Annotated in this window: 11 protein-coding genes; 5 read left to right on the top strand and 6 right to left on the bottom strand. The window is 70.2% G+C overall.

The window, feature by feature from the left end:
* Nucleotides 1-80 precede the first annotated feature (80 nt).
* A complete protein-coding gene (locus ACYVK3_RS21605) occupies nucleotides 81-1055 on the top strand; it encodes an MBL fold metallo-hydrolase (RefSeq protein ID WP_460499418.1) in 975 nt (324 codons plus the stop codon).
* Nucleotides 1042-1881: an MBL fold metallo-hydrolase gene (locus tag ACYVK3_RS21600; protein ID WP_460499417.1), complete on the top strand. Its 840-nt coding sequence runs from the start codon at nucleotides 1042-1044 to the stop codon at nucleotides 1879-1881. Before ACYVK3_RS21605 ends, ACYVK3_RS21600 begins: the two co-directional genes overlap by 14 nt.
* Before the next feature lie 43 nt (nucleotides 1882-1924).
* On the opposite strand, the gene ACYVK3_RS21595 is transcribed toward ACYVK3_RS21600, so the two are convergent.
* Nucleotides 1925-2575, bottom strand: a complete 651-nt coding sequence (locus tag ACYVK3_RS21595; RefSeq protein WP_460499416.1) for an excalibur calcium-binding domain-containing protein — start codon at nucleotides 2573-2575, stop codon at nucleotides 1925-1927.
* Between the two features lie 286 nt (nucleotides 2576-2861).
* Here ACYVK3_RS21595 and ACYVK3_RS21590 point away from each other — a divergent pair, with 286 nt between their 5' ends.
* From ACYVK3_RS21590 to ACYVK3_RS21580, 3 genes are all read left to right on the top strand, one after another.
* Nucleotides 2862-4919, top strand: coding sequence for a cellulase family glycosylhydrolase (locus ACYVK3_RS21590; protein WP_460499415.1), 2058 nt, complete (start codon nucleotides 2862-2864; stop codon nucleotides 4917-4919).
* A gap of 152 nt (nucleotides 4920-5071) precedes the next feature.
* Entirely contained in the window at nucleotides 5072-6034 is a 963-nt protein-coding gene (locus ACYVK3_RS21585; protein WP_460499414.1) for a DUF4232 domain-containing protein, read from the top strand.
* 137 nt (nucleotides 6035-6171) lie between these two features.
* Nucleotides 6172-7176, top strand: coding sequence for an SDR family oxidoreductase (locus tag ACYVK3_RS21580; RefSeq protein ID WP_460499413.1), 1005 nt, complete (start codon nucleotides 6172-6174; stop codon nucleotides 7174-7176).
* Here the strand turns inward: ACYVK3_RS21580 and ACYVK3_RS21575 are convergent.
* Genes ACYVK3_RS21575 through ACYVK3_RS21555 form a run of 5 tightly spaced genes read right to left on the bottom strand, consistent with a single transcriptional unit; the run spans nucleotide 7173 to nucleotide 13179 of the window.
* Nucleotides 7173-8111, bottom strand: a complete 939-nt coding sequence (locus ACYVK3_RS21575; protein ID WP_460499412.1) for a S66 peptidase family protein — start codon at nucleotides 8109-8111, stop codon at nucleotides 7173-7175. The genes ACYVK3_RS21580 and ACYVK3_RS21575 overlap by 4 nt on opposite strands.
* Nucleotides 8108-10090 carry a prolyl oligopeptidase family serine peptidase gene (locus ACYVK3_RS21570; protein ID WP_460499411.1) on the bottom strand — a complete coding sequence of 661 codons (1983 nt, stop codon included), beginning with the start codon at nucleotides 10088-10090 and terminating at the stop codon, nucleotides 8108-8110. The genes ACYVK3_RS21575 and ACYVK3_RS21570 overlap by 4 nt, the downstream gene beginning before the upstream one ends.
* Before the next feature lie 2 nt (nucleotides 10091-10092).
* Entirely contained in the window at nucleotides 10093-11427 is a 1335-nt protein-coding gene (locus ACYVK3_RS21565) for a M20/M25/M40 family metallo-hydrolase (protein ID WP_460499410.1), read from the bottom strand.
* Nucleotides 11420-12250: a M55 family metallopeptidase gene (locus tag ACYVK3_RS21560; RefSeq protein ID WP_460499409.1), complete on the bottom strand. Its 831-nt coding sequence runs from the start codon at nucleotides 12248-12250 to the stop codon at nucleotides 11420-11422. The genes ACYVK3_RS21565 and ACYVK3_RS21560 overlap by 8 nt, the downstream gene beginning before the upstream one ends.
* Entirely contained in the window at nucleotides 12247-13179 is a 933-nt protein-coding gene (locus ACYVK3_RS21555) for an ABC transporter ATP-binding protein (protein WP_460499438.1), read from the bottom strand. The genes ACYVK3_RS21560 and ACYVK3_RS21555 overlap by 4 nt, the downstream gene beginning before the upstream one ends.
* Between the last annotated feature and the right edge of the window lie 37 nt (nucleotides 13180-13216).

The raw sequence follows: 13216 nt of genomic DNA, 5'->3' as shown, positions 1-13216 counted from the left end.
GGAACCATATCAATCCTCGTATGACTCCATATCGCCGTAGATATTGGACGGCATCGGGTCCGGTCGGCTTCACTGAGCGCATGGGAGAACCGAGAGTATTCAAGGGCGGCCGACTCACTCGGCGCCGCCTGGTGGCGACCGCCGGCGCCGGCGCCGCGGCCGTGGCGGGCTCGACGATCGTCGGCAGGCACGTCTTCACCGCCTCAGCCGAGACCGCGGCGGCCGAGGGCGAGTCCGTCCAGGCCAGATGGCTGGGCACCAACGCCTGGGAGCTCAAGACCGACGGGGCCACGGTGCTCATCGACCCGTGGGTGAGCCGATTCCCGACCGGGGCCTACCAAAAGGGCGGGGCGGATCCGGAGACCGAGATCGAGGTCTACCCGGAGGTGATCGACGAGCACATCGGCTCGGCCGACTGCGTGCTCGTCACCCACGGGCACTGGGACCACATCGCCGACGTCCCCTACATCGCCCGCAAGACGGGCGCGACCGTGCTCGGCACCGAGACGCACCTGAACCTGCTGCGAGCCATGGACGCGCCGGAGGAGCAGCTCGGGCAGGTCGCCGGCGGCGAGCTGTACCAGTTCGACGGCTTCACCGTCGAGGTCTTCCGCTCGACCCACTCGGCCAGCGGCGAGCACAAGCGGATCCTGTTCGGCGGCAGCCGCGTCGGTTCGGCGCCGAAGCGGCCCAAGAAGATCAAGGACCTCGTCGAGGGCGGCAGTCTGACGTACCTCGTCGATTTCGGCGGCATCTCCTTCTTCAACGCCGGGTCGGCGAACTTCCTCGAGCGTGAGATCGAGGGCATCCGTCCGACGGTGCTGTTCGTCCAGCCCGGCGGCGGCCACACCCCCGACTACGTGGAGCGGATGCTCGAGGCGACCGGCCGCCCGCCCTACGTCGTCCTGACCCACTGGGACGACTTCGACGAGCCCCTGACCGAACCGGCGGTGCCCGGCACGGACTGGGAATCCGTGCGCGACCGCGTCGCCGCCGCGAGCCCCGACACCGAGTTCCTCGTCATCGACCACCTGGAGAACCATGTCTTCAACTGAGATCACAGTCCGCTGGCTGGGCACCAACGCCTGGGAGATCGCCTCGGACGAGGCCACCGTCCTCGTGGACCCGTGGGTCACCCGCTTCGAGACCGGCGCCCCGAAGCTCGAGGAATGGAACATGGACGCGCCTCTGGTCATCGACGAGGCGGCCGTCGACGAGCACATCGGTGCGGCCGACTGCGTCCTGGTCACCCACGGGCACTGGGACCACATCACCGACGTCCCCTACGTGGCCGCCAAGACCGGCGCCACCGTGCTCGGGACCGAGACCCACCTGAACCTCCTGCGCGCCATGGACACCCCCGAGGAGCAACTGGCGCAGGTCGAGGGCGGCGAGCTGTACCGCTTCGACGGCTTCACCGTGGAGGTCTTCGAGGCCCACCACAACGTCAGCGGCCGGCACAAGCGGCTGCTGTTCCCCGGCAGCGTCCCCGGGGAGGTGCCGAAGCGTCCCAAGGTGGTCAGGGACCTGGTGGAGGGCGGCAGCCTGGCCTACCTCGTCACGATGGGCGAGACATCGCTCCTGATCGGCATCACCTCGAACTTCCAGGAGCGCGAGCTGGAAGGCCTTCGCCCGACGGTGCTGTTCATGCAGGCCGGGGGCAACCGCAACAGCCCCCGCTATGAGGAGCGCCTGCTGGCGGCCACCGGTCATCCGCCGTACATCGTGCCGACGCACTGGGACGACTACGAGGAGCCGCTGACCGAGCCGGCGGTCGACTGGCTCGGCGCGCACGCGCTGGGGGAGAAGCTCGCCGAACTCAGCCCCGACTCGCAGTTCGTCCTCCTCGACCACCTGGAGTCCCACACCTTCGAGGCGTGACATGAGGGCGGAAGGCCTGCCGAAGCGGGTCTTCCGCCGATGCTCACTCGCAGCCGACGCCGTCCCCGTCCCGGTCCAGGTGGCTGCCGTAGCCGGGATCGCCGGTGCGGACCGGCGCGGCCCCGTCGGCCCGGGCGGCGTCGCAGTTCTCGTAGTACGTGGAGTCGCCGCCGCTCTCCTCGGAGCCGGATCCGGACCCAGTGGCCTCTTGCTCCTGTGCGTCAAGCGCCGCCTCGCGACTGTCGAGTGCTTCCTCGCGGGCGTCGAGTTCCGCTGAGCGCTCGTCGAGCCCTTCTTCGCGGGAATCGAGGCCGGATTCGCGCTGATCGAGCTCCGTTTCCCGACCATCGGTCTCCGCGATCACGGAATCTTGGTCGGTGATGATCGCGCCCTGCTCGGCGACCTGGTCCTCGAGTTCCTCGATTCGATCCCGCTGCACCGAGGCCGACGCTTCGGCCGCGGTATTGGCGGACTCGAGTTCGTCGAGGCTCGACTGCGCGGGCCCGAACGTGACGGCTCCCAGCATCATGCCCAGAAGGAGTATGGCGATGGCGGTCGCGGCCACCACCCATCGGTGTCGGGTCGGCGCGGTGCGGAGGTAGTCGGTGAACCGGGCGAGGTCCGTCTCGTGCGGAGGATCCCTTGGAGGGGTCTGGTCACCCGCACTGTGAGCGGGGGTCGGATTCTTGTCCATGAAATGAGACTACGCTCACATTTGGTCACGGTGAAGTAGCGGTACGTACCTGGCCGACGGTGGTGGTTCGCCAAAGGCGGAGTCGTCGAACGCGGGCGCCGAGCGGCGTGAACCGACAGGTCGCTGCGCTGCGCCGCCCGGAAGGCGCTCATGGGCGAGGCACCCCGATTGACAAAGTTTGGTCTGCCAACTTAGTCTTGTATCGACAAAGTTCAATGGTGTCCCGTCCCAGGGGCACGTCCATATAGCAACGCATACAGAGTGGAGGAGCTCCATGCTCAGAGCGATGCGACGAACGCGAAGACGACTACTGCTCATCATGGCGCCCATCGTGGCCGTGCTGGCCGGTCTCGGCATCGCGGCACCCATGATCGCCCAGGCGGCCGAAGGCTGCGAGGTCGATTACCAGGTCCAGAGCCAATGGTCCGGCGGCTTCACGGCCAACGTCTCCGTGACCAACCTCGGCGACCCCATCGACGGCTGGGAGCTGTCCTGGACCTTCCCGTCCGGGCAGAGCATCACCCAGGCGTGGAACGCCACGGTCGCCTCAACGGGCCCCCAGGTCACCGTGACCGACGCCGGCTACAACGCGAAGGTCGCCTCCGACGCGTCGACCTCGTTCGGCTTCAACGGCTCCTGGAGCGGCAGCAACACGAACCCCGGTGAGTTCACCCTCAACGGCGTCGCCTGCACCGGCGGCATCACCCAGCCGACCACCCCGCCCGACACCACCACCCCGCCCCCCACCGGCGACACCGACGCCATGGAGACGGTCGCCGCGATGCAGCCGGGCTGGAACCTCGGCAACTCGCTCGACTCCGTCGGCAGCGACGAGACCGCGTGGGGCAACCCCCGCATCACCCAGGCCCTCATCCAGAACATCCGCGACCAGGGCTTCAACAGCATCCGCATCCCGGTCACGTGGGACGACCACCAGGGAGGCGCGCCCGACTACGCCATCGACCCGGCATACCTCGACCGTGTCGAGGAGGTGGTCAACTGGGCGCTCGACGCCGAGCTGTACGTGCTCGTCAACATCCACCACGACTCGTGGATCTGGATGGCCGACATGCAGAGCGATCAGACCGTGGTGATGGACCGCTACGAGTCCATCTGGACCGCGCTGTCCGACAGGTTCCGCGACGCCTCGCCGAAGCTCTTGTTCGAGAGCGTCAACGAACCGCAGTTCAACAACGTCGACGACGCCACGGCCTACGGACTGCTCGACCAGCTCAACACGACGTTCCACCAGATCGTCCGCGACTCGGGCGGCAACAACGCCGACCGCGTCCTCGTGCTGCCGACGCTGCACACCAACGCCGAGCAGCCCCGTCTCGACGCGCTGACCGACACCATCGAAGCGCTCGACGACCCGAACCTGGCCGCGACCGTGCACTACTACGGTTTCTGGCCGTTCAGCGTGAACGTCGCCGGCTACACCACGTTCAACGACGAGGTCAGGCAGGACGTGATCGACAACTTCGACCGCGTCCACAACGAATTCGTCGCCCAGGGCGTCCCGGTCGTCATCGGCGAGTGGGGCCTGCTCGGCTTCGACGCCCACACCGGCACGGTCGAGCAGGGGGAGAAGCTCAAGTTCTTCGAGTTCGTCGGCCACTACGCCGATCAGCAGGACCTCACCCTCCAGGTGTGGGACAACGGACAGCACTTCAACCGGACCTCGTTCCAGTGGAACGACCCGGAGCTGTTCGACATGATGGAGGCCAGCTGGACCGAGCGATCGGCCACGGCCTCGTCGGACCAGGTGTTCGTCGAGCGTGCCGGCACGATCACCGACGTGACGCTCACGCTGAACCTGAACGGCGCCACCTTCGAGCGGCTCGTGCACGGCGGCGCGGCGCTGACGCCGGGCACCGACTACACGGTCTCGGGCGACCAGCTCACGATCAAGGCCGCCGCGCTCACCCGCCTGGTCGGCTCCGAGGACTACGGCGTCAGGGCCGATCTGCACGCCGAGTTCTCGCAGGGCGCGCCGTGGAGGATCAGCGTGGTCTCCTACGACACGCCGATCCTGCAGAGCACGTCGGGGACGACCGACGCGTTCGCCGTCCCCACGCAGTTCCGCGGCGATCAGCTCGCCACCATGGAGGCCAGGTACTCGGACGGCGCCAACGCCGGGCCGCACGACTGGACCTCGTACAAGGAGTTCGCCAGGGCGTTCGAGCCGGATTACGACGTCGGCACGATCGAACTGACCCCGGACTTCTTCGCCGAAGTGGACGACGGCCGGGCGGTGACGCTCACCTTCCACTTCTGGAGCGGTGACACCGTCACCTACACCGTGACGAAGTCCGGAAGCTCCGTCACCGGCTCGGCCGGCTAGCGACGGAGCCCCTCACAGGCCCGCGGGTCGACGTCCCTGCCTGGACGTCGGCCCGCGGGCCACACCCGCGAGCGGAACTCGCGGTCCGAACCGCTCGGGTAGGGTGCCTCCCGTATGGTCATTCCCTGGAAGCCCTTCCGAAGAGAGCCCGCATGATCCGCGTCCTCCGCCTCCTCGCCCCGATCCTCACGGCGGGTCTGCTGCTGTCCGCCTGCGGCGCGGGCGGCTCCGAGGCGGTCCAGGCACCCGAGGACGGCACCTGCCCCGATTCGGGGCTCGACGTGTCCGCAACGCCCGCCGGCGAAGCCTCGAATGAGCGCTTCCTCGCCATCGGCCTGGTCAACTGCGGCGACGTGCCGCATCTGCTCGACAGCCACCCGAACGTCGGCGTCTTCGGCGGCGACATCGCCATCAGCCGCGACGGCAACGTGCCCGAGTCGGTGACGGTCGACCCCGGCCAGACGCTCGTCGCGCCCCTCTCCTGGACGACCGTGGCCGAGGACGCCGAGGACACCATCACGGTCGACCGGCTCCTCGTCAACGCCCTGCCCGAACCGACCGGCTACACCGTCGAGATCGAACCCGCCTTCGAACTCGCGCCCGACCACGTGCTCGACCTCGGCGCCTGGCAGCACCCCGCCGACACCGAACCCGTCCCCGACGACACCGAGACCCCCGCGGAGGAGCCCGCTCCGGACGCCGGCGCCTGCACCGAGGAGGGCTTCCAGATCACCATCACGGAACCGAGCGCCGCCATGGGCATCCGCGCCGTCGGCATCGACCTGGTCAACTGCGGCGCCGAAGCGATCGAGGTCAACGGCTACCCCGTCGTCGAGGTGCTCCACGGCGGCGCGACGATCGAGGTCGAGGTACACGAGGGATCCGGCCAGCTCACCGACCCCGGACCCACGGCCATCACCGTCGAACCGGGCGGCTCGGTCAGTGCGGGCATGCTGTGGCGCAACAAGGTCGAATCGGCCGATCCCGCCGACGTCGTGAACGCCACCGCGCTGGCCATGACCTACGCCGAGGGCGCGCCGACCATCGTCGTCACGCCCTCGTACCCGATCGATCTGGGCACCACCCGCTACCTGGAGGTCACCGCCTGGCGGTGAGCCCTCGGTCGGCTACGTCGCCTCGCGTACCAGCGGGCCGCCGGCCCTCCGCGGCGGCCCTCGGCCCGGTCTCGGGCCCATGCGCCCCGCCACGCCGACAGGTAGGCTGGCCGCCGGGCTAGTACGAAGGAGCGCACATGTCGAAACTGAAGGTCCTGTTCATCGGCGGCAGCGGCAGAATCAGCACGTCCTGCGTGCGGGAGGCGGTGCGTCAGGGCATCGAGGTCACCGTGCTCAACCGCGGGGAGAGCAAGGACCGCGAGCTTCCCGACGGCGTCAACCGGCTCACCGGCGACTCGAACGACGCCGCATCGGTCCTCGCCGCGATCGGCGACGAACACTACGACTCCGTCGTCAACTGGGTCAACTTCGTGCCCCAGCAGGTGCAGCGGGACATCGACGTGTTCACCGGCCGCACCGGCCAATACGTCTTCATCAGCTCGGCATCGGCCTACCAGACTCCGCCGTCCCGCATGCCGGTCACCGAGTCGACGCCGCTGAAGAATCCGTACTGGCAGTACTCGCGCGACAAGATCGCCTGCGAGGAACTCCTGGTCGAGGCCTACCGCGACGACGACTTCCCCATGACGATCGTGCGCCCCTCCCACACCTACGACGAGACGATGCTCCCGTTCGACGGCGGCTGGACCGTCATCGAGCGGATGCGATCCGGCAAATCCGTCGTCGTCCCCGGCGACGGCACTTCACTGTGGACTATCACGCACAGCCGCGACTTCGCCGTCGGCTTCACCGGCCTGCTCGGCAAGGAGGCCGCGATCGGCGAGCCGTTCCACATCACCGGCGACGAGGCGCCGACGTGGAACCAGATCTACCGCCGGTTCGCCGAGGCCGCCGGTGTGCCCGAGCCGACCCTGGTCCACGTGGCCTCGGACGCGATCGCCGCCGCCGACCCGAACTGGGGCGCCGGGCTCCTCGGCGACAAGGCGAACACGATGGTCTTCGACAACACCAAGGTCAAGACGCTCGTCCCCGAATTCGGCAGGTCCACCACGCCGTTCAAGGAGGGCGCGCGCGAGGTCATCGCCTGGTACGACGCCCATCCCGACCACAAGGTCGTGAACCCCGAAGTGGACGCTCTCATGGACCGCCTCGTCGAGGCTTACGCGCCCCGGCCGCTTTAGACCTGGCGCAGCGCCGGGACCTCGAACTCGAGCGTCCCGGCGTCCGCGTCCAGCACCGCCGGGACGCCGAGCGGGACCGTCCACGACGGCGCGCAGTGCCCGAAGCCGAACTCCTCGACGACCGGGACGCCGAGGTCGCCCAGGCGGTCGAGCATCACGGCACGGATCTCCTCGTAAGGGCCGCAGTCGGTCCACGAACCGAGGGCGATCCCCGCGACGCCGTCGAACCAGCCCGAGCGCCGCATCTGGGTGAGGTACCGATCGAGCCGGTAGCCGGCCTCCTCGATCTCCTCGAGCACGAGGAGGCCCCCGTCCGCGTCGGCGCGTGACTCGGCGGTGCCGATCCCGGAGGCGAGCAGGCTGATGCATCCGCCGAAGGTGACGCCCGCGGCCCGCCCGGGGACGAGCGGCCTCGCCGACGGCGGCGCGAGCTTCTGGACCAGCTCGGGTTCGAAGAGCGTGCGCCGCAGATGCTCCCGGCTCTCGCCCTCCTCGATGAACTTCGACCAGGCGGGCATCGGGCCGTGCAGGGTCGCGACACCCAGCCGCAACGCGATCGCCTCGTGGATCGCCGTGGCGTCGCTGAATCCCACGTAGACCTTCGGCTCGAGTGGAGCGAGCGATTTCCAGTCGACGAGGTCGAGCATGCGCTGGGCGCCGTAGCCGCCCCGCGCGGAGACGACCCCGGCGATGTCCGGGTCGCTCCACGCGGCCTGGAAGTCGGCGGCGCGGGCCTCGTCGGTTCCGGCCAGATACGAGAGCGTCGTGTGCTCATCGAGCGCATGCGGCATCACCACCGGGTCGAGGCCCCAGCCGCGCAGGACGGCCAGGCCCTCATGGAGGCGCTCAGGAGGGAAGGGACCGCTCGGTGCGATGACCGCGACCCGGTCGCCCGCCTTGAGGCGCCGCGGCCGGCGCAGTTCGCGGACGCTCACGGCCGCAGCTCCAACTCCGTGCCCTCCGGCGCCGCGAAGCCGAACGTCCGCGCATAGAGCGCGTGCTCGGTCCGGACCGCGCTGGTGATCGTGGACGCCTTCCGGAAGCCGTGCTGCTCGCCCTCGTACGTCAAGTACGCGTGCGGGACGCCCCGGCCTTCGAGACTGCGCAGCAGCTTCTCGCTCTGCGCCGGCGGACAGATCGCGTCCTCCAAGCCCTGCAAGAGGATGAACGGCGCCTTGATGCGCTCGGCGTGGTTCACCGGGGAGCGGTCGCGGTAGCGTTCGGGCACTTCGTCGTACGGGCCGACGAGCGTGTGCAGGTACTGCGATTCGAAGTCGTGCGTCTCGTCGCCGAGCCAACCCGACAGGTCCAGGATCGGGTACTTGATGGTCGCGCAGGCGTAGAGCCCCTCGGCCGCAGGAGCGGTGAGCGACGCGGCGGACGTCCAGCCGCCCGCGCTGCCGCCCCGGATCGCCAGCCTTGCGGCGTCGGCCGCGCCCTCGCCGGCCAGCGCCCTCGCGGCCGCCGCGCAGTCCTCGACGTCGACCAACCCCCACTGTCCGCGCAGCCGGTTGCGATAGTCGCGCCCGTAGCCGGTCGAGCCGCCGTAGTTCACCTCCACGACGCCGATGCCTCTGGACGTGAAGTACGCCAGCTCGAGATCGAGGACGGCCCGCACATGACTGGTCGGCCCGCCGTGGACCCAGACCACATACGGCGGCAGTTCGCCTTCGGGCGCCGCGAAGTCCGGGTTGCTCGGCGCGTAGACGTGCGCGTACACCTGCCGCCCGCCCGGGCCGGCGAACGTCCGGTGCTCGGGCACGGGATAGTACGCGGGATCGACCGCGTCGGTGTGCTCGGCGCCGACCACGCGGACCTCACCGGTGACCGCGTCGCATTCGACGATCTCCCAGGCCCGGTCGGGCCCGCCGGCCAGGCCCGTGACCCGCTCGCCGTGCGCGACGAGCGACGGCGCCCACTCGGTCCACGGCCCGCCCGCCTCCGTCATGGCGCCAAGATCGGGGTCGAGGATGCCGAGCCTGCCCTCGCCCTTGCCGTGAACGGCGGCGATGCGGCCGCTCTCGAGGATCTGGAACCACCGCGAACCTATAGTCCACAGTGGTCCACTGAATTCCTCTTCGGCCGGATACAGGCCCACGGCCGCTCCGGAATCCGGGTCGACGCGGTACAGGTTCCACCAGCCGCTGCGGTCGCTGGCGGCCACGAGCGAACCGTCGGCGCCCCACTCGACCTGCGGGATGGATTCGTCGTCGCCTCCCGCGACGGTCCGGGCGTCCTCGAACGCGCCCTCACCGGTCACGGTGGCGACACGCAGTTCCGTGCCGTCCCAAGGCATGTTCGGATGGTTCCAGGCGATCCAGGCCGCCATCGTCCCCTCGCGGTTGAGCCGCGGGCCGGTCAGGAACCGGTAGGAGTCGTCGGTGAGCTCCCGAACCGCCGATCGGTCGTCCGCGGCCGAGCCGTCCAGCGGCACCGCCGCCAGCACCCGGCGCACGTCCGTCGGCCGCTCACCGGTGAACTCCTCCAGCACCGCCCACACCTCGCCGCGTTCCAGATCGACCGTCATGTCGCACCAGCGCAGCCCGCTCGCGAAGCGCGGCATCGGCGTCAGCGGCCACGGCTCGAGGCCGCGATCCGGTTCGAACGCGTACAGCCGCTGGTCGCCGAAGTCCGAGAAGACGATGAACGGCAGTCCGTCGGCGAGCGCGCCCGCCCACGGCGTCCCGCCGTACTCGTGGACCCGGTTGCGCACGTTCCACGGCGCGGGCAGCATCGACTCGGCGCCGTTCGCGCCGCCGCGCACCAGCGTCCGACGCCCGCCCTCGGCCGGGCGCGGCTCGGTCCACCACAGCTCCTCGCCGACGGTGCCGAGCGAGGACGGTCGGCCGTCGCCTGCGGCGACGTGCTCGACGGAGATCGGCGATGTCCAAGTCCCGTAAGGCGAACGATGCATGATCATGCACTCCTCATGAAGTCGTCGAGCACGCGAAGCCCGAAGTGGAGGCCCTCGACCGGGACGCGCTCGTCCACGCCGTGCGCGAGCTTGCCGTAGCCGAACTCCGGCGGCAGCTTCAGCGGCGAGAAGCCGTAGCCGACGATGCCGAGCCGGGAGAACTGCTTGGCGTCCGTGCCGCCCGACATGCAGTACGGGACGACGTGCGCCTCGGGATCGAACGCCAGCACCGCCTCGCGGGCCGCGGCGAACGTCGGCGAGTCCACCGGCGCGCTCAGCGCGACCTCCCGGTGGTGGAAGTCCCACCGCACGTCCGGGCCGCACAGCTCGTCCATGGTGGCGGCGAACTCCTCCTCGCCGCCGGGCACGGTCCGCCCGTCCACCTGCGCCCGGGCGTGCTCGGGGATCACGTTCACCTTGTATCCGGCCTCGAGCACGGTCGGATTGGCGCTGTTGCGCAGCGTCGACTCCACCAGCTGCGCGGCCGGGCCGAGCTTCGCCAGCAGCGCGTCCGAATCGAAGTCGTCGGCGTCCAGGTCGACCTCGACGCCGTAGACCGCCGCGAGTTCGGTCAGCGCCGCCCGCACCGTCGGCACCAGCCGCATCGGCCAGCGGTGGCGGCCGATCCGGGCCACGGCCTCGGCCAGCGCCGTGACCGCGTTGTCGGGATTGACCTTCGAGCCGTGCCCGGCCCGGCCGCGAGCGGTCAGGTCCAGCCAGGCGGTGCCGCGCTCTCCGGCGCCGATCGGGTAGATCCGGACGCCCTCGCCGCCGTGGAAGGTGAAACCGCCCGATTCGCTGACGCCCTCGGTGCAGCCCTCGAACAGCTCCGGGTGGTGGTCGGCGAGGAAGCCCGATCCGTACTCGGCGCTGGCCTCCTCGTCGGCGGTGAAGGCGATGACGATGTCGCGCCTGGGCCGCAGCCCTGCCCGGTGCCAGAACCGGACCGCGGCGAGGACCATCGCGTCCATGCCCTTCATGTCGAGTGCGCCGCGGCCCCAGACGATGCCGTCGCGGACCTCCCCGGAGAACGGGTCGACCGACCAGTCGGCGGCCTCGGCCGGCACCACGTCGAGGTGCCCGTGGACCAGCAGCGCGTCGGCTCCCGGATCGGTGCCGGCGATGCGGGCGACCACGTTCGAGCGGCCGGGCGCCTTCTCCAGGATCACCGGTTCGGCCCCGGCCTCGGTGAGCCGCTCGGCCGCGTACTCGGCGGCCTCGCGTTCGAAGCCGTCGCCGCCGCCCCGGTTCGTGGTGTCGAGCCGGATGAGCTCGGACGTGAAGCGCACGGCCTCCTCGAGTGCGCGTTCGTCGACGGCGCTTGCGGACTCAGCCATACTCTTCCTCCACGGCCGCGGCGACCAGGGTGGTCACCGCCTTGAAGCATCGGATTCCTTCGTACATGCTCGGCGAGGAGTACGCCACACGGCGCTCGCCGGCGGCCTCCACGCCCGGGATCACGGTCGCGGCGCCCACCAGATGATCGGCGTCGAACTCCAGCTCGACCCGATGCGGCTGTGCGACGGGCTCGTGCCGCACCGCCAACGCGGTCGCGTTCGCGGCCGCGTCCATGATGTCGGCGGCCGTCCGGGACGGGGTGCGGCACTCGGCGGCGTAGCGCGAGACGCAGTCCTTGACGGCCACGCCGAGCGCCCGCGGCGCATAGCCGCTCGCGTCTTCGATCGTCTTGTCGTCGCCGGTCACCAGGATCACCGGCACGCCGTATTCGGCGGCGACGGCCGCGTTCAGACGACCCTCACTGGCGCGGACGCCGTCGAGCCAGACACCGGTGATGGAGTTCGCCAGGTACGTGTGCGCCAGGACCCCTTCGCTGCCGGCTCCGGCGTGGTAGCCGAGGAAGACGACCCCGTCGACGTCGCCGCGCTGGATGCCCTCGACCATCGACAGCGACTTGTGCCGACCGGTGATCATCGACGCCCGGCCGTCCAGCTGCTCCAGCAGGAGATTCCGCATCGTCCAATGCGCCTCGTTGACCAGGACCTCCGAGGCGCCGCCGGCGAACAGGCCCTTCACGGCCGCGTTCACGTCCGAGGTGAACACCGGCCGCAGGCGTTCCCACTGCGGGCCGCCCGGCAGCACGTCGGCCGGGCAGGTGACGCCGGTGGCGCCCTCCATGTCGGCGCTGACGAGGATCTTCATGCCGCGTTCTCGTACCTGTGCAGGTGGCAGGCGACCCGCTGCGCGGAGGCGTCCGCCGGCAGGATCTCCAGGTCCCGCCGCTCGCAGTCGTCGAGCACCGCCGAGGCCCGTCCCGAGGCGACCTCCTGGCAGCGCGGCCGGAACCGGCACCCCGCGGGGATGCGGGCGGCGTCCGGCAGCTCGCCGGAGAGCACGATCGGCTTCGGCAGCGGCGAGTCGGGCAGGACCGACACCAGTGCCCGCGTGTACGGGTGCTGCGGATCGGTCAAGACCTGTTCGACCGGGCCCTGCTCCACGATCCGCCCCAGGTACATGATCGCGATCCGGTCGGCGATGCTCCAGGCCAGGCCCAGGTCGTGGGTGATCACCAACGCGCCGAGGTTCATCTCGTCGCACAGGCGCAGCAGCAGCGCCAGGATCTCCCCGCGCACCGACGCGTCCAGGCTCGCCACCGGCTCGTCGGCGACGATGATGCTCGGATTCAGCACGAGCGCGCCCGCGATCACCGCCCGCTGCCGCTGCCCGCCCGAGAGCTCGTGCGGATAGGCGAGGAAGAACTTCTCGGGAGGGCGCAGTCCGGCGCGCGAGAGCGCGTCGGCGACCCGCCCCGCCTCGTCGTCGTTGACGCCGTGGATGCGCAGGCCCTCGGCCACCGCGTCGTAGATCGTGTGGCGCGGGTTGAGCGCCCCGGTCGGGTCCTGGAGGATCAGCTGGACGCCGCGCCGGTAGGCCTTGAGCGCCCTGGTGGAGTAGCGCAGCGGCTCGCCGCCGAAGGTCACCGTGCCGCGCGTCGCCCGCTCCAGGCCGAGCAGCGTGCGCGCCAGCGTGGTCTTCCCGCAACCCGACTCGCCCGCGAGCGCGACGATCTCGCCCGGGGCCACGTCCAGGTTGACCCCGTCGATCGCCGTGGCCGTCCGCCCGCCCGGCATGCCGAAGTCGACCCCGAGATTTCGAGCGGACAAGAGC

Source organism: Glycomyces tarimensis, from assembly GCF_054776215.1.
The sequence above is the reverse complement of the archived record's forward strand: the minus strand, read 5'-3'. Positions and strand labels throughout refer to the sequence as shown.